The following is a 20,955-nucleotide window of genomic DNA, read 5'->3' as shown; positions in this document are numbered from 1 at the left end:
GTGCCCGAGTGAAGGCATTGCTTGAGATCGAGCAGCTCACGGTCGATTTCGTCACCCCGGCCGGTTATCTTCCGGCGATCCGGGACGTGTCGCTCCGCATCGGAGCCGGCGAAACCGTATGCCTGGTCGGCGAATCCGGCAGCGGCAAAACCGTGACGGCCAAAGCCTTGATGCGCTTGATCGACTTCGAGAACGGCGTCATTACGGGCGGCCATGTGCGGATGGACGGCGTGGACTTGACGGCGCTGCCGCAGGAGGAAATCCGGCACTGGCGCGGCAAACGCATCGCTATGGTGTTTCAGGAGCCGATGGCGGCGTTTGACCCGGTCTTTACGGTCGGCAGTCAAATCGCCGAGTCGATGGTACGTCATCAAGTAGCTTCCCGGGCCGAAGCTTGGGAGCGCGGCACTGGGCTCCTGCGCAAGGTCGGCATTCCGGAGCCGGAAATCCGGATGAAGCAGTACCCCGGGGAGCTTTCCGGCGGCATGCTGCAGCGCGCGATGATCGCGATGGCGCTGGCCTGCGGCCCGGAGCTGCTCATCGCCGACGAGCCGACGACCGCGCTGGACGTGACGATTCAAGCGCAAATTCTCCGGCTGCTGCAGGAGCTGCAATCGGAGTTCAACATGTCGATTCTGCTCATTACGCACGATATGGGGGTGGCGGCGGAAATCGCGGACCGCATTATCGTCATGTATGCGGGAGAGATCGTGGAACAGGCGGCCGCGGAGCAATTGTTCCGGGAGCCGCAGCATCCTTACACGAAAGGGCTCCTGCAATCGGTCGCGACGCTGGAGAGCGACCGGGGGGCGAAGCTGTATTCGATCGACGGCTCGATCCCGAGCTTGTCCGAGCTGCCGGGCGGCTGCTGCTTTCATCCGCGCTGCCCGTTTGCCACGGAGGTCTGCGAGGAAGAACGCCCGCCGCTGGCGGATGTCAACGGTAGGCAGGTCGCCTGCTGGCACGGCGCTGCCTTAACGCACTCCGGGCGGTGGGAGACCGCCTTCGCCTCCGCGGCCTCCGAAGCGGCCGCTGCCCGGGTGGCCCGGATCGTCGAACCGGAGGACGACGAAGCAGCGCAGCCCGTTACCACCAACCTGATCGAAGCGCACGAGCTGACCAGGCATTTTCCGGTGAAGCAAGGCTTTCTTCGAATCGGGCGTGTCGGAGCGCACATACGCGCCGTGGATCAAGTGTCCTTCTCCATCCGCAAAGGGGAGACGTTCGGACTCGTTGGGGAATCGGGCAGCGGGAAGTCGACGCTGGGACGGCTGCTGCTTCAGTTGGACCGCCCGACAAGTGGTCGGGTCCGGTTCGACGGACACGATTTGACGAAGCTATCCGCCGGAAATTTACGGGAAGTCCGGCGCAACATGCAGATGATTTTCCAAGATCCGTTCGGCTCGCTCAATCCGCGCTGGAAGGTCGGCGACCTGATCGGGGAACCGCTGGCGGTGCATGAAGGCTGGAGCGGACGCGCGAAGCGGGAGCGGGTAGAGCCGCTGCTGGCTGCCGTGGGGCTGAATCCGGCATGGTACGACCGGTATCCGCACGAATTTTCCGGCGGACAGCGGCAGCGGATCGGCATCGCCCGGGCGATCGCGCTGCGTCCGAAGTTTATTTTGGCGGACGAAGCGGTGTCCGCGCTCGACGTATCCGTCCAATCGCAGATCGTCAATTTGATGCAGGATTTGCAGCACCGTCTGGGACTGACGTATTTGTTTATCGGCCACGGCCTGCAGATCGTCCGCTACATTTCCGACCGGATCGGGGTAATGTATCTGGGCAAGCTGGTCGAGATCGCTCCGAGCGAGGAGCTGTTCCGTCACCCGGCGCATCATTACACCAGGGCGCTGCTTGCTTCCATCCCTGTCCCCGACCCTTCCCGCAAAAGAACATGCTCCGCCATTCAAGGAGAAATCCCGTCTCCGGCCCATCCGCCTTCAGGCTGCCGCTTTCATCCGCGCTGCCCCGCAGCGACGGCGAGATGCCGGGAGGAGGCGCCGGAGTTAACCGAAGTCGAAGCGGGTCATTGGGCCGCATGCCATGATCCCGCATAAAGTCAGGAGGAAACCATCGTGAGTCAGAGTGTGATCGATATTGAAGCGTACTTGCACACGCATGAGCAATTGAAGCAAGCCATCGAAGGCTTGTCGGAGAGCCAGCTGAAATGGAAGGCGGCGCCGGAACAGTGGAGCGTAACGGAGGTGCTGTCGCATTTGGCCGATCACAACATCGTCGTCTCGTTCCGCATCCGCGAGCTGTTGTCGGGATCGGCGGCGCAGCTGCCGGCCTTCAAGCAGGACCCGTGGGTAAGCTCGGTCCGGGCGAATGAAAGCTCCGCAGACGATATTTTGGATGTGTTCCGGGCGCTGCTCGTTTTCAACGGCCAGCTGTTCCGCCGGTTAACCGGGGAAGATTGGTACAAGAGCGGCGTTAATTTCAAAGGTGAAACCGTGTCGCTGGAGCAGGCAGTTCAAGCCTTTATCAACCACGTGCAGACGCATCTGCGGCAGATCGACCGAATCAAGCAGGCTCTCCCGCAGAATGAATCGGTAAAATAAGAATACTTGCAGAAAAAGAAGCTGATTGGACCGCCAAAAGCTCCTGTTGATTGAAGCAGGGGCTTTTTGTCGCCAATTCATCACGATCATGGGGGTTACCATATGAAAAAAAGATTTCTTTCGGCGTCACTGCTCACCGTCCTCCTTCTGGCAGGGTGCGGCGCTCAAGCCACTACGGGAGGGGCTGGCAGCTCCAGTGCTGCGGCTTCCGCCGGGGGCCAAGCCGTGAAAAAAATCGTCGTCGGCACGGGCACGCAGTTTCCGAACATCTGCTTTATCGACAAGGACGGCAAGCTGACCGGCTACGACGTGGAGCTCGTCAAAGAAATCGACAAGCGTCTGCCGGAGTATGAGTTCGAGCTGAAAACGATGGAATTCAAAAATTTGCTGCTCAGCCTGGAAACGAAAAAGATCGATTTTATCGCGCATCAAATGGAAGTGAACGAGGAGAGACAGAAGAAATTTTTGTACAACGACGAAGCGTACAACATTTTCCCGAACAAAATCGTCGTGCACAAGGACAATAATGACGTCAAGTCGATTGCCGATTTGAAGGGCAGGAAGCTGATCGCAACCGCGACGAGCAATGCGGCGGCACTGGCCGAAAAATACAATAAGGAACATGGCAACCCGATCCAGATCGTGTATACCGGCGCAGGCGAAGATACGAGCACGCAAGTCAAAACCGGGCGGGTCGACGCCTTGATCAGCACGCAGTTTGCCATCGATTATTTGAATAAAAGCGTGGATGCCCAATTGAAGACGGTCGGCGACACGCTCTCCAATTCGAAAGTGTATTTCATGCTTCGCAAGGACGAAAGCGAGCTGAAAAGCAAGATCGACGAGGCGTTGAAGGCGATCAAGGCCGACGGGACGCTGGCGAAGCTGAGCAAGCAGTGGCTGGGCGACGACTATACCGTAGAGAAGTAAACCAAATTTCCTTACAGAAAGGTATGGGGTGGAATGGGGAAATCGTTCGACGCCGCGCTCATAGGGGAGTTCCTTCCTATACTGCTGTCTTACCTGCACATTACTCTGTTTATTTTGGTCGCTTCGCTCTTCTTCGGCGTACTGCTGGGACTGCTGATCGCGCTGCCCCGGCTGTACAACGTTCCGGTGCTGAACCGGATCGCCGCCGTTTACGTGTCGTTTGTCCGCGGAACGCCGATTTTGATCCAATTGTTTCTCGTCTTTTATGGGGTGCCTGCGCTGCTGCAGCTCGTGAACTTCGACATGTCGCGGATGAATCCGATCGTGTTCGTCATTATTACGTATGCGCTCGGCAGCGCCGCCTCGATCTCCGAGGTGATCCGCGGGGCGGTCAACGCCGTAGACCGTGGCCAGCTTGAAGGCGCGTACGCGGTGGGCATGACGGGACCGCAGGCCTTTTTCCGGATCGTCCTGCCGCAGGCGTTCGTTATAGCTTTTCCGAACTTTGCGAGCACGGTGATCGGCTTCCTGAAAGATACGTCGCTGGCCTACTCCATCGGCGTCATGGACATGATGGGACGGGGGCAGACGCTGATTGCGACGACCGCCCACACGCTGGAGGTGTATATCGGCCTGACGATCATTTATTATTTGACCGTGCTCGTGCTGGAGAAGGGCTTTGCGCTGACGGAAATCCGATTGCAGCGGCACGAGCAAAGAATCGCGAGCGCATGACCGGCTGCCGGTCCGGGGATGGAGTGAGAACGAATGAGTATCGACATCGGGTTTATTGTGACGGCTTTTTTTGAAATATTGGACGCACTGCCTCTGACGCTGGTCATTACGATCGTCCCGCTTCTGTTCGGGTTCGTCATCGGCGTGGTTACGGCGCTGATCCGCATATACAAGGTGAAGGGGCTTCACCGGATCGCCGACGCATACGTTTCCTTTTTGCGTGGAACGCCGGTCATTCTGCACGTGTTCCTCATTTATTGGGGGCTGCCAATGCTGATCGACAAGCTGTCGACGCATTACGGGTGGGGGATCAAGACGGCTTCGATCCCGATCTTGTCGTTCGTGCTGACGGCGTTCTCCCTGACGGCCGGCGCCTATATGTCCGAGATTATCCGCTCCGGTCTCCTGGCGGTAAACCGGGGTCAGCTTGAGGCCGCCTACTCCGTCGGCATGAGCACGCCGCAAGCGCTCCGACGCGTCGTGCTGCCGCAGGCGATCGGGGTTATTTTGCCGAATTTGTGCAACCTGTTCGTCGGATTTTTGCATACGTCGACGTTTGCGTTCACGGTCTCGCAGATGGAGCTGCTGGGCAAGGCCAGTGTCGTGGCATCGAACAATTTGAAGTTTCTGGAAGCTTTTATCGCGGCGGCGCTGATTTATTGGGGAATCACGGTCGTGGCGGAGCGGCTGACAGCTTATTTGGAAAAAAAGGTAACCAAATACAATCGGGGAGGCGTGACATGATTCGGCTGACCAACATTCAAAAGTCATTCGGCAAGCAGGCGGTGCTGAAAGGGATCGACTTGTCGGTGGAAAAAGGAGAGGTCGTCGTCATTCTCAGGCCCAGCGGCTCGGGCAAAACGACGCTGCTTCGCTGCGTCAACCTGCTGGAGCGCCCGCAGGACGGGGAGGTGGCGATCGGCGATTTTACGGTCAGCTGCAAGCATCCGAGCAAGCGCGACATCTTGACGCTGCGCCGCAAAACGGCGATGGTGTTCCAGCATTACAATTTGTTCAAGCATAAGACGGCGCTGGAAAATGTGATGGAAGGTCTCGTGATTGCGCAGAAAATGCCCAAGGAAAAGGCCAGGGAGCGAAGTCTACAGGTGCTGGAGAAGGTCGGCCTCGCGGCCAAAGCCGATGCCTACCCTAGCCAGCTCTCGGGTGGGCAGCAGCAGCGGGTCGGGATTGCCCGCGCCTTGGCGCTCAATCCCGAGGTGATTTTGTTCGACGAGCCGACCTCGGCGCTCGATCCCGAGCTGGTCGGCGAGGTGCTGTCCGTCATCCGCAAAATTGCCCGTGAAGGCATCACGATGATCGTCGTGACGCATGAGATGAGCTTCGCCCGCGAAGTGTCGAATCGCGTGGTGTTTATGGACGAAGGCGTCATCGTCGAGGAGGGCAAGCCGGAGGACATTTTCTCCCGCCCCCAGGAAGAGCGCACCAAGCAGTTCCTGCGGAGAATCACGCCGGAATGGAGTTATGTGATATAATAGCGAAAATCGTGAGGTGAGTTCCGTGAACGAGGTGTACCGTCAAGCGACGTTAGACGATGCCGAGCAGGTTCTGGGCGTGATTCGCAGAGCTTATCGGAGCATCGGGGAGCTTAAAATCGAATTTGCGGCGGTCCATGCGGATTTGGAGATGGTGCGGACGAATATCGCCGAGCATGCCAGCTACGTGCTGGAGATCGGCGGAACGATCGTCGCGACCATTTCGCTCCGGTCGCTGCCGGAAGTGACCGATCTGCCGTTCCTGTACAACTTTGCCGTCGATCCGGCATATGCGAACCACGGTGTCGGCAGCAAGCTTCTATCCTACGCGGAGGAAGCGGTCGTACGGGACATTCTCCTTTCGCCGGCTGTTGTGCTCGCGACCTCGGCGAAGCATCCCTGGCTGCTGCCTATGTATGAACGGAAAGGCTACGTGCGCTTCTATGAACGGGAGCTGGGACGGGACGACAAGCTCGTCTTTTTGCGTAAAAATTTGCTGCCTGAAGTCCGCGCCACCACAGGCTGAACCAAGGAGAATCTGCGCATGAACCCTGAACGTTTGCTTCAAGAGGCTGAGGAACTGAAGCCTGAATTGGTGCGGCTTCGCCGCGATTTGCACCGTCATCCGGAGCTGTCGATGCAGGAGGTGGAGACGACCCGCAAAATCCGGGAAGTGCTAAGCGGAGCGGGCATCCGGCTGCTGCCGCTCGACCTGCCTGTCGGCGTGCTGGCGGAGGTCGAAGGGGCGGAGCCCGGGCCGACGGTTGCGCTGCGGGCGGATATCGACGCGCTGCCGGTGACGGAGGAAACCGGGCTGCCGTTCGCCTCGGAAATTCCCGGGAAAATGCACGCTTGCGGGCACGATTTTCACACCGCGGCGATTGTGGGCGCGGCGCTGCTGCTCAAGCGGCATGCCGTCGAGCTGAAGGGAACCGTGCGGCTGCTGTATCAGCCGGCGGAAGAGAAGGGCACGGGAGCGAAAGCGATGATCGGCGCGGGCGCTTTGGAAGGCGTGCAGGCGATCTTCGGCATGCATAACAAGCCCGAGCTGCCGGTCGGCACCGTGGGCTTGGCGTCGGGGCCGCTGATGGCCAGCGTCGACGGCTTCAAGCTGACGGTGACCGGCAAGGGCGGCCATGCGGCCATTCCCGATGCGGCGATCGACCCGATCGTCGCCGCCAGCGCGATCGTAGGCGGCCTCCAGACCGCGGTCAGCCGCAGCATCAGCCCGCTCGACAGTGCGGTCGTCAGCGTGTGCAGCTTTCATGCGGGCAGCACGTGGAACGTCATCCCGGACGAAGCCGTTCTGGACGGCACCGTGCGGACGTTCCGCCCGGAAGTCCGGCAGAAGCTGCCGGAACTGATGCAGCGCATCGCTGGCGGCATTGCGGCGGGCTACGGCGCGGAGGCTCGCCTGACTTGGTTTGCGGGGATTCCGTCGGTAACCAACGATTCGGAAGCGGTGGAGATCGCCCGGGGAGCGGCGCAAGCCTTGAACCTCCAGGTAACGGAGGCCCGGCGTTCCACGGGCGGCGAAGATTTTGCGCACTATCAGGAACAGGTGCCGGGCTGCTTCCTCTGGATGGGCACGAGCGGAACGGAGGAATGGCACCATCCGAAATTTACGCTGAACGAGGATGCGATAGCACCGGGAGCGGCTTTATTTGCGCTTACGGCGGCTCACGCTTTGGACCGTCTGCGGGGCTAGTCGCGCCGGTACCACTCGCCGGACATCCACTCGCTCGCTTTCCAGCGCAGCACGTCCGGCGTGGCGAGGTGAATGATTTCTTTCAAGAAATCGAGCTGCTCCGTGTCGGACATCGGGCGGAACTGTTTGGCGATGGCAAGATTTTTTTCCAACTGCTCCATTGTTTCCATCCCGATAATGGTCGTGGCAACCGGCAGCGAGAACGTATAGCGCAGCGCTTGCTCGTACCACGGGGCGAGCTTCCCGAGCGCCATCACCTTCATGCCGATCACGGCGACTCCCTTTTCGACGGCCCGCGGAACGAATTCATGGGCGAAGCTGTAGATGAAGTGGTCGGCGGCGGATAGCGCAACCAAGGCGCTGTCGAAGGGGAAGCGTTCGATCGCTTCAAGCTGGACTTCCGGGTTCGTATGTCCGCTGACGCTGATCGCCTTGATGATGCCCTGCTCCTTCGCTTCGAGCATCGCTTCCATCGCCCCGCCTTTGGCGAAGCATTGCTCCAAATCGTCCATCGTGACCAGATTATGCAGACGCCACTCGTCAACGCGGTCGGTTTGCAGCCGGTTCAGGCTGGCTTCGAGCAGACGCCACGAGCCATCTCTTGTCCGGTCGTGCGTCTTCGTCGCGATCCAGACGTCGCTGCGGCGGTGCCGGAGCGCCTTGCCCAGCCGTTCCTCCGACTGGCCGTCGGAATAGCTCGGGGCCGTATCGAAGTAGGTGATGCCTTCGTCGATCGCCCGGTTCACGATTCGTATTGCTTCTTCCTCCGTGCATTGATGCTCGTCCACGATGCGCTGGGCGCCGAAGCCCAGAATCGGAAATTGCTTGTCGGACGCGCCGAAATATCTATGTTCCAAAAAAGTTCACTCCTTCGGGAATGTAGGTGGTCATAGTCTGATTATACCTAAATATAAGGCGGTTTAATATACGATTGGGAAGGAGTGACCGTTATCCGTACCTCTTACGATGTCATCGTCATCGGCGCAGGCTCCATGGGCATGAGCGCCGGGGCGCATTTAGCGCGGCGAGGGATAAGCACGCTGCTGATCGATGCGTTCGACCCGCCCCATGGGGGAGGCAGCCATCACGGGGAAACGCGGCTGCTCCGTCATGCCTATGCCGGAGGTGGCCCTTACGCGGCCATGGCTGTCCGGGCGCACCGCCTTTGGAGCGAGCTGGAGGAGGAGCGCGACCGGACGCTGTTTTTTCGCAGCGGCGTGCTGAATATGGCGCCGGCCGGGCATTCAGGGCTCCGCGACAAGCTTGAATCGTCGGCCGCGCTTCACTTGCCGGTCGAGCTGCTGCGGTCGGAGGAGATTGCGAAGCGTTGGCCGGGCGTTCAACTGCCGGACAGCTACACAGGGCTGTTCGAGCCGGAGGCCGGCTATTTGCTCAGCGAGCAATGCGTGCAGGCGTACCACGAGATGGCGCTTGCGCATCGGGCGGCGCTGCTTCCGTATACGCGCGTAACGGAGGTCGTGCCGTGGAACGCGGGCGTCACTGTAAAAACCGGGGTCGGCGACTTCCATGCGGACTGTCTTATTGTAAGCGCGGGCGCCGGCGTCGGCAGCGTGCTGCTTCCGTCGCTTGCACTGCCCGTGGCGCCGGTCCGCAAAGCGGTCGCCTGGTTTCAGGCGGACGAAGCGTTGTTTGCTTGCGAGCGATTCCCGGGATTCACGTTAAGTACCCCGGACGGCGGCTTTTACGGCTTTCCGAGCATTCAAGGGTCCGGCGTGAAGATCGGCCGGCACGAGACCGGTCTTCCGCTCTCGCCGGTCGAGCAGCCGGCTGACTTCGGGACGCTGCCGGAGGATGAAGGCGATCTCCGCCGGGCGCTGGAGACGTATATGCCGGCTGCGGCGGGCGCTCTGCTGCGCGGCGGGGTGTGCAAATACGAGCTGTCGCCGGACGAACATTTCATCATCGACCGGGCGCCGTTCGATCCGAACATTCAGATCGCCTGCGGCTTCTCGGGTCACGGCTTCAAGTTTGCCAGCGTCGTCGGCGAAATTTTGGCCGACCGGATCGAAGGAAAACCGGACGCGTTCGATCTAAGCATGTTCCGGCTGTCCCGCTTTCAGGAACAGCAGGTGGTGATCACTTAAGAGAAGCCAATATAAATACAGGCTTCCCGAACTTGTTGAGAATATTTCCCGAAGACAAAGGCGGCCGCTGTCGATTTTCCAGTGGATACCCCACCTCCGTATGTTTCTGTATGCCAGTAAAGAACACTTTCTCAACACTTGAGCACAGACTTATGTGCACGTAGTAAAGTACACAAGATAACGGAACTGCCGTGCGCTATTATTGTCTTAGATAGCCTGTTTTCAAAATAGCGAACATACGTTCCTTTATTCATGTCGAAACATAGTTAGGAAGGTTAATATCAGGCATTTAGCGCATCTGAGTTCCTCTGTATTTGCACGAAGAGGTCAAAAAGCCGATTTAGAGGAACTTTTCTGCATCTATTTTGCTGACGCGCGATCCCGCCACAGAAAGGCGGCTCTGCTGCTTACCTCCCCGATGTTTCCTATCGGTACGGGCTCTTGAACAAAACAAAAAAACTCTCCACAGAGAGGCAGAGCGTTGAAAAAGGAGCGATAGCGTTCGCCTTTGTCTGTGGGAAATGTCCGCTGTCAAGCGGCTTCAAATCAAAATTTCCTGCGGACCCGGGGTCCCCACAAAGTACTCGGACTAGGCTTCCCTGATTCAACTTCACTTTGTGGGGTGGAGCAGCGACCGGAAGTAGATGCCCCACCCCTCGTACGCCACTATTATATTCAGTAACCACTTTCTCAACAAGCTCCTCTCCACAGGGAGGTTAGAGTATCGAGAAACTCCAGGAGTAAAAACTCAGAGAAATAGACGTGGATATTTCCCGTAAGAGTTTACGTTCGCCTTGAAGCCCGTGAAATTACCGCTAATTCTAATCAGTTTCACGGGTAGATGGGTCCCCAGGAAAGTATTAGAATATGCTTTTAAGAGTTGCATCACTTTCTGGGGAGGGGCAGCTGCTGGAGGGATATACCCCACCGTTGTGTGCACCGAAATTTCTACGAGTATTGGGTTTTACAACAAGCAAAGCTCCGGGAACCCCCGGAGCTTTACATCATCCCTGACTATTCCGCTTATAAAACATAACGAAGAGGGTACCACCTAACGCCACGAGCGCCATGAAAATCAGCATCATGTTGCTGTAAAGTCCAGCCGTTTGGCTCGTTACGGTCCCGACAAGAGGAGAGTCCAGCCAAGGCTTCGTCAGCAGTCCGCCGACACCGGCGATGCCGATCCCTTCCGCGAGGAAGCAGGCGAAGTTGAGCATGCCCATACCGGAGCCCGCTTCATTCTCTTCCAGCGTACCGGCGACACTTGCGGAAACGGCGGTTTTGACAAACGACAGGCCGCCAAACGTTAGAATCATCGCAGCCGCGATGAACCACGGCGCCCGGTCCGTATAGAACAGGACGACCAGAAAACCGGCGGCAATCATGCTTAATCCGGTCAGCATCGCGGCGATATGACCCCGGCGGTCGGCCAGCATCCCGCCAAGCATCCCGAACAAGATGACGCTCAAGGTGCCGGGGAACAGAATGGCGCTTCCGATGAGGCCGGTCGGCATATCGTACACCGCTCTCATCAGATAAGGCACCATGGAAAAAAAGCCGGCGACCGTGCCGAGAAGCAAGGCGCCTAGGATCACACCAACAAGATACGTTTTCTTCCGGAACAGGAACGGCTCCAGGAACGGCTCCCGGTGCCGACGGATATGAAGAGCGAGAATCGCGAATAAAATCAGACTTGCAGTCAGATAAATCCAATGATACAGCGTCGTAAACAGCGCAAACGACAGAATGCCCGCGGACAACAGTACCGCTCCGGTCATGTCGAATGCTTTTCCCTCCGTCGTCTCGTCAGGCAGCGTCCGCAGTACGAACGGCAGGGCCAGCAGCGACAGCAGCGGCAGCGCGAACAACAGCGACCAATGCATATAGCCGGAAACCGCGCCTCCGATGACCGGACCAATCCCCTCGCCAAAGGCAACGACTGAGCCGATCAGGCCGAAAGCTTTGCCCTGTTTCCCCGGCTCGACAACCTTGACGATCATCACCATAATGAGCGACGGAATGGCCGAAGCCCCGATTCCCTGCAAAAAACGCGCAGCCAGCACGCCCGGATACCAGGAATGACCCAACAGGCCGACGACCGAACCGAAACCGTAGGTTAACATACCGAACAACAGCAGCTTTCGCATGCCTGTATGCTCCGATATTTTGCCATACACAGCGACGCCGATCGCGAAAGAAAGCGAAAAGCAGGTGTTGGTCCAATTGGCCGCCGACGGCGCAATATGGAAATAAGCGGCAATGTCCGGTAACGAAACGTTAAACATGGTTTCGTTCATGACGCTAAAAAATGTCAATATGCTCAACCATAGGATGAATCGCGATGCTTGAACTTCATTTTGGTGTTGCACTTGAATAGAACCCCTTTAAAGGAAGGGGAATCGCAGTTTATAGGGTCAATGATGCGCCTTCCCCTAAATGTTGTACCCTTGCGAAATTGTTTTGCCGCATGATATGCTACGCCTCCAAATTAGTAAAAATGAGAAAATAAACCAATCCAATTATATCATAACCGCTCGAATGACGTAAGCGTCATTTCATTGGAATAATCCGTAAAATCCGTATATACTGGGGTTAATACAATAGATTGGAGTGATCGGAATGCGGCAACTTAACCACATTCGAAAGGAGAATAATATGAACGGAGAAAAGAGGATTTTAACGCATGCATACTATGAATATAGGGATTCTGGCGCACGTCGACGCTGGAAAGACAAGTCTGGCTGAGCGTATCTTATATGATACGGATGTTATTGACGAGCTGGGTAGGGTAGATCAAGGAAATACGCAGATGGATGCCATGGAATTGGAACGGAAAAGAGGCATCACGATTAAAGCATCTGTCGTTTCTTTTGATCTCCATGGGTTAAAAGTGAATTTGATCGATACGCCGGGCCATGCGGATTTTATCGCGGAAGTGGAGCGGTCGCTGAGTGTACTGGACGGCGTTATACTGGTTGTTTCGGCTGTGGAAGGCGTGCAGGCGCAGACCAAAATTCTGTTTTCCGTCCTGAAGAAAATGGGACTTCCCACGATCTTGTTCGTGAACAAAATTGATCGTCTGGGCGCGCAATCCGACATGGTGATTGAACAAATCCGTGAAAAGCTGACACCGAATGCGTTTCCTCTGTGTCAGGTTGAACATGCAGGTACGAAGCAGGCGTCCGTTGTTGAATCCCGTTTCGATTGGGCTGCGGACCCCGATTTTATGGAACGATGCATCGAGCTTGCGGCAGCGCATGACGAGCAGGTGCTGGAAGCTTATGTAAACGGCGAGGCCGTGACGGCAGAGCAAGTGAAAGAGGCATTCGGAAAGCAAGTAAGGCAAGCGAACATCTACCCGGTTTATTTCGGGTCCGCTATGACGGGCGTGGGCGTGTCCGGCCTGCTCGCTGGTGTGGCCCAATGGTTTCCGGTGAATGAACACGCCGAGGGAGAGCCGTTGTCGGGGGTCGTATTTAAGCTCGAAAAAGAACCGTCCGGCGAAAAAATCGCCTATGTCAGACTGTTCTCGGGCAGCTTAAACCTGAGAGAACAAGTGAAACTGCAGCAGAAAAACGGGCAGGGCGAAGTCGAAGCGCGCACCTGCAAAATCAAAAAGCTCTACGCTTTGATTAACGGAAAGGCTGTTCCTGCCGCCAAGGTAACGTCGGGGGATTTAGGCAAAGTATGGGGGCTGGAAGACGTCCGGATCGGGGATGTCGTCGGTGAGCACTCCGATCTAATCAAGCATTTCAGCTTCGCAGTTCCCCAAATGGAGACGCGAATCGAAGCGACGGAGCCAAGCAAGGACCACCTGCTGTACAAGGCTCTTATCAGCCTGTCGGAGGAAGATCCGTTAATCCAAGTGCTGAAAAATGATGTTCATCAAGAGCTTTATATCCGTATTTTCGGCGAAGTGCAAAAAGAAGTGATCGAAGCGGCCTTGAAGGAACAGTATGATTTGGAAGTCAGGTTTTCGGAGACTAGAACGGTTTGCTTGGAAAAACCGGCTGGAACGGGTCAGGCGCTGGAGATCATCGCGGAGGGCGATAATCCTTTTTATGCGACCGTGGGGTTTAGAGTCGAGCCCGGCTTGCCCGGAAGCGGAGTCGCCTACGCTCTGGAGGTTGAATTGGGCTCGCTGCCGCTGCCCTTTCACAAAGCCATTAAGGAGACGGTCCACCAAACCTTGAAACAAGGGCTGTACGGCTGGGAGGTTACCGATATCGTCGTGACCTTGACTCATACCGGATACTTCAGTCCGATATCGACAGCGGGCGACTTTAGAAAGCTGGCTCCTCTTGTCTTGATGGAGGCGCTGGCGCAGGCGGGTACGCATGTTTATGAGCCTATTCATGCATTCGAGTTAACGGTGCCCGCCGCTATGATGAGCAAAGCGACCTACAAATTATCCGCGATCCAAGCGGTGATGCACGATACGGCTATCCATAACGATATGTGTCTTATAACAGGTACCATTCCTGTAGCCGCAACGGAGAGCTTCAAGAGAAGCGTGCATGCGTTCACCCAAGGGGAAGGCTTTATGCTCGTCGAACCGGCCGGATTCGTAAGAATGCATGGCGACGTGCCGACAAGAGCGCGGACCGATTACAATCCGTTAAACCGGAATGAATATTTGCTTCACGTTCTGCGCGCTTATTAAGGCTAGTGCTAAACCCGACAGGAGTTGAAAGCTCCGGTCGGGTTTTTCTTTGGCGATAGTCACTAATGGGCAGGTGCAGCAATACTCTGTAAGTATCATAACGATTACAGAGGTGACATTATGGCCGTTGTCAAGCCAGACAGCAAGATGTCGATTTGCTGGCCCGACTGCTCCACGCGGAAGCGGAGGGAGAAGGGGAAAAAGGGATGATCCTGGTCGGCAATGTAGGAATCAACCGGATTCGCGCAAATTGCTCGGACTTAAAAGGGCTGCGTACGATTCCGCAAATGATTTATCAGCCGCATGCGATTGAAGCCGTCATCCACGGGTACTTTTATCTGGAACCCAGGGACCGGGAGAGACGCTTGGCGCGCCGGACCATAAACGGCGAACGGCAATGGCCGGCCAAGTTCAGTCTGTGGTATTTTCGGCCGCAGGGCGATTGTCCGCCGAAATGGTATAACCAGCCGCTTGTGGCTCGGTACAAGAAGCACTGCTTCTACCAGCCGACCGGGGAAGAGACTCGTATTAGCAGCGCAGCGGACGTACAAAGCATACAAAAGCTCGCTCCCGAAGGCCCGGGGCGAGCTTTTGCATCTGATGCTTTTTAGGGAACGGAGGCCTTTATCATAGAACATTTTGACAAAGCGGCTTTCCTTGTTTCCTGAGAGCATCCGCTCGCCGCGCTTTACTCCAGAGAACGTATCGAATCGATAATGCCAAGCGACGCGATTTTTCGGGCCGGGACCATCGTGGCCGCTACTCCCAAGAATATACCTCCAATGCCGGCAGCCGCAAGCAGCGTCCAGGGAACCGCCCAGGCTGTCAAATAGGTCATCTCTTGAATTAGAAAGCTATGGAATACCCAGGATAGAATCAGACCTGCAGCAATAGCGAGGAGTGTTGAAAGCACCCCGTAATACAAACCTTCTACTCGGGTCATCCGAACAAGCTGCCGCCGCGTCATGCCAATGGCACGCAATGTGCCGAATTCCCGGATTCGCAAGAGAAAATTCGAATAAACGGTATTGACGATATTCATCAAACTAATGAGCATGATGATCGCTACCAGGCTGTAGCCGAGAAAGAGAATGCGCATCTTGAAATCAGCGATCTTCTTTAGCTCGTCCAGATAAGAGAAAAGCATGCCGGAAGGGGATGCGGCGGCAATTTTCTTCAAAGTTTCCGCAATTTTTTCTTGATTTGCTTCCTTGTCGATTCGTATATCTATACGTTGGAATGTTTTGGACCCTGTTATTTTCTGGTACAACCCCTGTTTTGTAATCAGCCGAAAACCAATTGTTGTGTCTTTGGCTTCAAGCGGAAAATCCTTGACGACCGCCGCCACCTTGAACCGGTAGACAGGCCCGTATTTGATTTCATCCCCTTTTTTTTGCGTGGTCTGAATTTCAACTTCATCCCCGGCTTTCACTCCTGATTTGGCATCGATTCCGGGAATGTTCTCCGCGACAATGACAGAAGGCTCCTGCCGGTTTAGAAATGATTCGATTTGTGCCGAATCAAGTTCCCTTTCCAGCAGACGAATAGCGTCGTCCGTATACCCGTATAACTGGGAAGGCACGTAATAGCGTCCTGTTTCGGGATCAGGCTTTTGCTTGTATATACCGGCAGCGATCGCTTTTAATGACGGCGGCAGCTTTTCATCCGTTCCGGATACCGCGATCTGTTGGGAGTATTGGGTTTCCAGAATGTCAGTGACGCCGGGAATAGCCCTTACCGTTTGAAGGATGTTGTCGTTGAAGCCTCCGCTCGCGGCCTCGGAACGAATCATAAATTCGCTCTTCACCGCATCGCCGACCTTGGTCGTCGGTTCAATACGGGCAACCAGATTGCCGAATACAATCATCAACACCAGACCAAGGGTCAAGGAGAAGACCGAAGCATTGGTTTTCCTGCGATTACGCTTCAGGTTGAAGTAGGCCAGCTTGCCGGCCGCGCCAAATAACCGCTGCATGACGACGGGGCTGAGCCGTTTCCGGCTGATCCTTTTGGGAGCGTTGGTGTCCAGAGATAAAATGGCTGCCAGCGGCGTGACCTTCCCGGCCATCCGTGCGGGCTGAAGGGCGGATAGGAATACGGATAAGCCGCTGATCAAGGCGGACACGATCAGTACGCGAACCGAAATCTTCGTCGACTCCAAGCCGCCTTCTGCGAATACGCCAACGAATTTAGTCAGCAAGGCCGAAATCAATGCTCCCAGCAGCAAGCCGATGGGGATGGACATCAAACATAGCCATCCGGCCTCTCCTAACACGATGAAGCTAATTTGCCGTTTCGTTGCTCCGATGGCCCGGAGCATACCAAATTGCTTCATTCGTTCCACCACGGAAATCGAAAAGATATTATAAATGATTGCTGTAGAAGCGATGACCACAAGCAAGCCGGGAATCCAGATGGAAGCATTCGAAAGGCCGGAATCCTCCAGCACACTTAGAACCCCTTCATTCACGGTGATGCTGCTGTCGGGAATGGAATATTCGGCTTGGAGCTGTTGAACGGTTTGGCGAATAGGCAATCCTTCGGCGGTGCGAATGAACAAAACAGAGCTAATCAAGTCGGCAGGAAGAATCGTTTGCACGGCCTCTGGACTGACCAAGCCCAAGGAATTAGCGGTTAACTTGGATACCGGGAGATCAGGTAATATTCCACTGAGCACGAAGGTATGCCTTCCCTTATGGGAGCGGATTTCCCCGTCGTCGGTCCACGCCGAGTGTTCAAAATCTATGGGAATGGATTCCCCCACAGAAAGGCCCAAGGTCTCGGCGACCCAAGCCTCCAGCGCCAATTCATTGGGGCCAGCGGGCAATGTGCCTTGGGTAAGCTGCAAGTGAGACATATCGATGGCTTCCCGGTCGTAACCCTCCAAAGAAATGGTTATGTTTTTCTCCGGGATGGCGTATAAACCTAACGGCAAACTGGAGCCTGCTGCCTGCACCCGCCGATCATTCCGGATTTCCTCGCGACGAGGAAGCGGCACAGCCCGCATAGTCGCATAATGATCGCCGCTATCCATCTTTGCCTGTTGAAGGCGGGTATATTGAATATTTTCCCCAACCTGGCCCAACGAAGCGAGCAAAGTAACGGCAAGAACAATGCCGATGGCCCCCATAATCGTCCTTTTCCAATGCTTCAACATATATCGGGGAATGATCTGAGAAAAACGCTTCATACGTTCACCGTCTTTACATCATTGGTAATAACGCCGTCTTCGATCTTGATGATCCGGTCGGCATGATCGGCCACTTCGGGATCATGGGTTATTAATACCAAGGTTTGATCAAAACTGCGAATGGAGGATTTCAGAAGCTCAAGCACCTGCAAACGATTTTTGGAATCCAGATTTCCGGTTGGCTCGTCAGCTAAAATAATGGAAGGCTTGTTGGCAAGCGCACGCGCGATGGCGACGCGCTGCTGCTGGCCGCCCGATAATTCGTTGGGCAAGTGTCCCCGCCTGTCTTGAAGATCAAGGAGTCTCAGAAGATGGTCCAAATAAGCCGTTTCTATATTCAGACCGTCCAGGAGAACCGGCAAACAAATGTTTTCTTCTGCTGTCAAGATCGGTATCAGGTTGAAGGATTGGAAAATAAAACCAAGTTCACGCCTCCGAAATAAGGAAAGCTCGTGCTCGGGTAATGCATACATATCCGTCCCGTTTATAATCACCTTTCCTTTTGTAGGCACATCCAATCCGCCCAGCATATGAAGCAATGTGCTTTTGCCTGAGCCGCTCGGGCCGACGATGGTCACAAATTCGCCTTTGTGAATCTGAAAGCTGACGTTAGCCAAGGCATGGACGGGGTTCTCCCCGGTACCGTAGGTTTTGGAAAGCTCAATGGTTTCCAAGATGATCATGTCATTCCTCCCAAATCATAAATTTCAAGCGAGCGCGGAATCCGTACGGTTTAGTGCGTCACGGCGTGATGAGCATAGAGGCGATAATAATAAGCTCGATTGGCAAGCAGCTCATGATGGGTTCCGGCTTCGACGACCCTGCCTTCTTTCATGACATAAACCTTGTCTGCACGCTCGACGGTGGAAAGCCGATGGGCGATCACGACGACGGTTTTATGCATGAAACAGGTTTGGAGCTGTTCGCTTACATAATGTTCCGTCGTCGCATCCAAGGAAGAGGTCGCTTCGTCAAAAACAATAATGGGTGCATCTTTTAGCAAAGCACGAGCAATGGCGATCCGTTGCTTTTGACCACCGGACAGCATAATGCCCCTTTCGCCTACAACCGTATCGTACTGATCCGGCAAAGCCATGATGAAATCATCGATCCCCGCCTTTTTAGCGGCTTCTCGCATTTTCTCTACCGATAAGCTGTCGTTGGAAAGCAGAAGGTTGTTTCTAATGGTATCATGAAACAAAAAAATATCTTGCGATACAACATTTATGTTTTTTCTCATATATTTCAAATTATACTCTTGAATTTTTCTTCCATCCAGTTTTATTTCTCCGCCGTGAATATCCCAAAGCCGAAGCAGGAGATGGACCAGCGTGGACTTGCCCGCTCCGCTCTCGCCAACGATGGCCGTTACTTTCCCTTCCTCGAATACCAGATTTATATCATCTATAAAAGCTTTGTTTTCGTCGTAAGAAAATTGCGTATGCTTAAATTCAATCAAACCTTGTATTTTTTCCGGCTTGTACGCTTTATTATTTTGCGAAATCTCTACGGGCGTATCAAGCAATCGGAAAATGCGTTCAACAGAAACCATCGATTGCTTGAGCTTTACATTCAACTGAACGATACGAATAATCGGGGAGAGAAGCCTTTGCGAATACTGGTTAAAGGCAATCAAACCGCCCAGCGTGAGTGTTCCGTAGATGACATGATAACCGCCGTAACCGAAGATGAGGAGTGTGGTTAACCCGCTGAAAAGATTCGATCCGTTCATATTCAAAGAAAAGATCGTGTCAAACTTTATACCGGACCGCATGAATGACTTGGAAATCGGAATGTACCTTCGAAAGAAGTGTTTGTTCGCATTCAGGATGGAATAATGCATCACAGATGCTAGAAATTCCTGGACAACCGACATATAAGCTCCAAACTGATTCCGAAGCTCTACCGAAGTTTTCGAGATGATTTTGTTAAATCGGGATTGAATCAAAAAAAGAAGCGGCTGCAAGGCTAGAGACAGCACCAGCAAGTCAGGCTGCAGATAGAATAAAAAAATCAGCATGCCGAGCGACATCAGGATATCGGAAATGGTTTGAAAAACGATGGATGTCGATAAATCCTCAACCGTCGCCACGTCGTCATTCACCACGGCAAGCAGCTCGCCGGGTTTGGCATGCGAATAGTATCGGCCTGAAAGCTTCTGAAGATGGCGAATGATTTTGTAGCGCATGTCAAACACAAAACGTTTCCCGATAAACGAGTACATATAGTCCGAAACCACCTTGCAGCCAGCCTGCAGGATGATAAGCATCAGATAGATGATGATGTAGCGAAACAGCAGGCCCGTATCTCCTCCCCTGATCGCCTCATCAATCAGACGCATCGTCAAAAGGGGAAGGATGATCATCGACGCCGCACTGCAAAGCATGAAAAATGCCGCAATGAAATGCTGCTTCTTGTATTTGAATATCATCTTGAAAAACGGGATTGCATACTTGTAAGTGCTCATGACTTTTGCACCCCTTTCTCTTTCAAGATAAAATCAAGCAAAGAGTAGATGGAACGAAAGGTATGAAGACTGATCGCTTCATAATCCAGCCGAGTTTGAAAGACGGTTTCGGCTTCCTTCAAAATCGGATGGACATGCCAAGGCGCCAATCCGATGGCAGGGGAATAAAGCCGAGATTGATAAAGGTGCTGCATTCTTTCCGGCGAAATAGCCAGATGCTTGGCCAAAATGTTTGCAAGTTGGCTTAATTCGTGTTTGCCGGCATGTTTACCCGGATGGTTGCAGTCATGGTCCTGAGAAGCAAGGGCAATGTCGTCCTCGGTCCACTGAACACGTTCCGCCTGGCACTCAAGAATGGTCGCCAATTCCAAATGAGAATGTGTCTTGACTTGTTGCAGCTTACGGCAGATGATCCCGGTAAACAAAGCAGCGGCTTTGCTGTTGCCTCCGAACATGGCAAAGGAGCCATCGATTGCTCTGACCCCAACAGGTGTGGAGTCGGCTGCACATTGAATTTCCCGGTGCGGATTATACCAGTAATGGTGAAGAGATGGCATGGGTATGCCTTGCACGCCGATTACCGAAGGAAACGAAGCCGGGTAACTTGAGGCTTTCGCGTTGGCAAGAGAGCTGACTGCGATTTTTCCTCGATCAGCCAGTTTCTTGCAGATTTCGCTTAACTCTCTTTTGTACCGGTCCTCGGTTGTGGCGGCGCTGATATTGATAAGCTTAACGTCTGTTTCAAGAAGATAACGCAGCGATTCGATCAAGGCGGGAGAGCTCGTACGAGCATATTGGTCCAAGACTTTAACTACAAAAAAAAGAGCATCCGGTGCCATCCGCTTAATGACCGAGGCACAATACGTGCCGTGACCGTGCAGGTCGGCGAAGTCCGCGGATTCCTTGAAGCCTTCTTCGGATTTCCATATGGAAATCCCGCCAGCGACACGCTGCATGAGCGAGTCGTTGGTCGTATCGATCCCGCTGTCAACAATGGCGATCTTAACCCTATTGATATCTTTCAATGGATTCACCTCGTATGGCACTAGAAAGCAGGTATACCAGTTTTGGGATAAAACCCAAAACTGGTACGCCCGATT

Annotated in this window: 16 protein-coding genes and 1 pseudogene; 11 read left to right on the top strand and 6 right to left on the bottom strand. The window is 54.5% G+C overall.

The features are described from left to right. The first annotated feature begins 8 nt into the window (after positions 1-8). The 8 genes from KQX66_RS21955 to KQX66_RS21920 all read left to right on the top strand — a co-directional run bounded on the left by KQX66_RS21955 (position 9) and on the right by KQX66_RS21920 (position 7,430). The gene (locus KQX66_RS21955) at positions 9-2,060 is read left to right on the top strand and encodes an ABC transporter ATP-binding protein (protein ID WP_216794948.1); all 2,052 of its coding nucleotides are present in this window, start codon (positions 9-11) and stop codon (positions 2,058-2,060) included. Between the two features lie 18 nt (positions 2,061-2,078). Beyond that, positions 2,079-2,564, top strand: coding sequence for a DinB family protein (locus KQX66_RS21950; RefSeq protein WP_216794947.1), 486 nt, complete (start codon positions 2,079-2,081; stop codon positions 2,562-2,564). A gap of 102 nt (positions 2,565-2,666) precedes the next feature. Beyond that, positions 2,667-3,494 carry a transporter substrate-binding domain-containing protein gene (locus KQX66_RS21945; protein WP_216794946.1) on the top strand — a complete coding sequence of 276 codons (828 nt, stop codon included), beginning with the start codon at positions 2,667-2,669 and terminating at the stop codon, positions 3,492-3,494. A gap of 33 nt (positions 3,495-3,527) precedes the next feature. Next, entirely contained in the window at positions 3,528-4,229 is a 702-nt protein-coding gene (locus tag KQX66_RS21940; protein ID WP_216794945.1) for an amino acid ABC transporter permease, read from the top strand. A 33-nt stretch (positions 4,230-4,262) separates the two neighbouring features. Then, entirely contained in the window at positions 4,263-4,973 is a 711-nt protein-coding gene (locus KQX66_RS21935; RefSeq protein ID WP_216794944.1) for an amino acid ABC transporter permease, read from the top strand. Further along, positions 4,970-5,722: an amino acid ABC transporter ATP-binding protein gene (locus KQX66_RS21930; protein WP_216794943.1), complete on the top strand. Its 753-nt coding sequence runs from the start codon at positions 4,970-4,972 to the stop codon at positions 5,720-5,722. The genes KQX66_RS21935 and KQX66_RS21930 overlap by 4 nt, the downstream gene beginning before the upstream one ends. Before the next feature lie 25 nt (positions 5,723-5,747). Beyond that, positions 5,748-6,248, top strand: coding sequence for a GNAT family N-acetyltransferase (locus tag KQX66_RS21925; RefSeq protein WP_216794942.1), 501 nt, complete (start codon positions 5,748-5,750; stop codon positions 6,246-6,248). 18 nt (positions 6,249-6,266) lie between these two features. Further along, on the top strand, positions 6,267-7,430 hold the full coding sequence (locus tag KQX66_RS21920; protein WP_216794941.1) for an amidohydrolase: 1,164 nt from the start codon (positions 6,267-6,269) through the stop codon (positions 7,428-7,430). On the opposite strand, the gene KQX66_RS21915 is transcribed toward KQX66_RS21920, so the two are convergent. Then, complete coding sequence (locus tag KQX66_RS21915) at positions 7,427-8,287, bottom strand: aldo/keto reductase (protein ID WP_216794940.1); 861 nt, start codon at positions 8,285-8,287, stop codon at positions 7,427-7,429. The two genes, KQX66_RS21920 and KQX66_RS21915, sit on opposite strands and share 4 nt — an antisense overlap. Before the next feature lie 93 nt (positions 8,288-8,380). Between KQX66_RS21915 and solA the strand changes: the two genes are divergently transcribed. Next, positions 8,381-9,535: an N-methyl-L-tryptophan oxidase gene (gene solA, locus KQX66_RS21910; protein ID WP_216795030.1), complete on the top strand. Its 1,155-nt coding sequence runs from the start codon at positions 8,381-8,383 to the stop codon at positions 9,533-9,535. 1,004 nt (positions 9,536-10,539) lie between these two features. On the opposite strand, the gene KQX66_RS21905 is transcribed toward solA, so the two are convergent. Further along, positions 10,540-11,904 (bottom strand): MFS transporter, encoded by a 1,365-nt coding sequence (locus KQX66_RS21905; protein ID WP_216794939.1) that lies wholly within the window; start codon positions 11,902-11,904, stop codon positions 10,540-10,542. Positions 11,905-12,218: 314 nt separating this feature from the next. Here KQX66_RS21905 and KQX66_RS21900 point away from each other — a divergent pair, with 314 nt between their 5' ends. Together KQX66_RS21900 and KQX66_RS21895 are read left to right on the top strand one after the other, a co-directional pair. Further along, positions 12,219-14,198 (top strand): elongation factor G, encoded by a 1,980-nt coding sequence (locus KQX66_RS21900; protein WP_216794938.1) that lies wholly within the window; start codon positions 12,219-12,221, stop codon positions 14,196-14,198. Between the two features lie 155 nt (positions 14,199-14,353). Then, positions 14,354-14,716: pseudogene (locus KQX66_RS21895) on the top strand (cell wall hydrolase); the annotation flags it as partial. 170 nt (positions 14,717-14,886) lie between these two features. Here the strand turns inward: KQX66_RS21895 and KQX66_RS21890 are convergent. The 4 genes from KQX66_RS21890 to KQX66_RS21875 are packed head-to-tail and all read right to left on the bottom strand — an operon-like array spanning position 14,887 to position 20,880. Beyond that, complete coding sequence (locus KQX66_RS21890) at positions 14,887-17,388, bottom strand: FtsX-like permease family protein (protein ID WP_216794936.1); 2,502 nt, start codon at positions 17,386-17,388, stop codon at positions 14,887-14,889. Next, positions 17,385-18,071: an ABC transporter ATP-binding protein gene (locus tag KQX66_RS21885; RefSeq protein ID WP_216794935.1), complete on the bottom strand. Its 687-nt coding sequence runs from the start codon at positions 18,069-18,071 to the stop codon at positions 17,385-17,387. The genes KQX66_RS21890 and KQX66_RS21885 overlap by 4 nt, the downstream gene beginning before the upstream one ends. 50 nt (positions 18,072-18,121) lie before the next feature. Further along, positions 18,122-19,855: an ABC transporter ATP-binding protein gene (locus KQX66_RS21880; RefSeq protein WP_216794934.1), complete on the bottom strand. Its 1,734-nt coding sequence runs from the start codon at positions 19,853-19,855 to the stop codon at positions 18,122-18,124. Next, positions 19,852-20,880 (bottom strand): S8 family serine peptidase, encoded by a 1,029-nt coding sequence (locus KQX66_RS21875; protein WP_216794933.1) that lies wholly within the window; start codon positions 20,878-20,880, stop codon positions 19,852-19,854. Before KQX66_RS21875 ends, KQX66_RS21880 begins: the two co-directional genes overlap by 4 nt. Positions 20,881-20,955 lie beyond the last annotated feature (75 nt).

It is taken from the genome of Paenibacillus oleatilyticus, assembly GCF_018998565.1.
Lineage (GTDB): Bacteria > Bacillota > Bacilli > Paenibacillales > NBRC-103111 > Paenibacillus_G > Paenibacillus_G oleatilyticus.
Note: the sequence above shows the minus strand (reverse complement) of the source record. Positions and strands in the feature narration are given on the sequence as shown.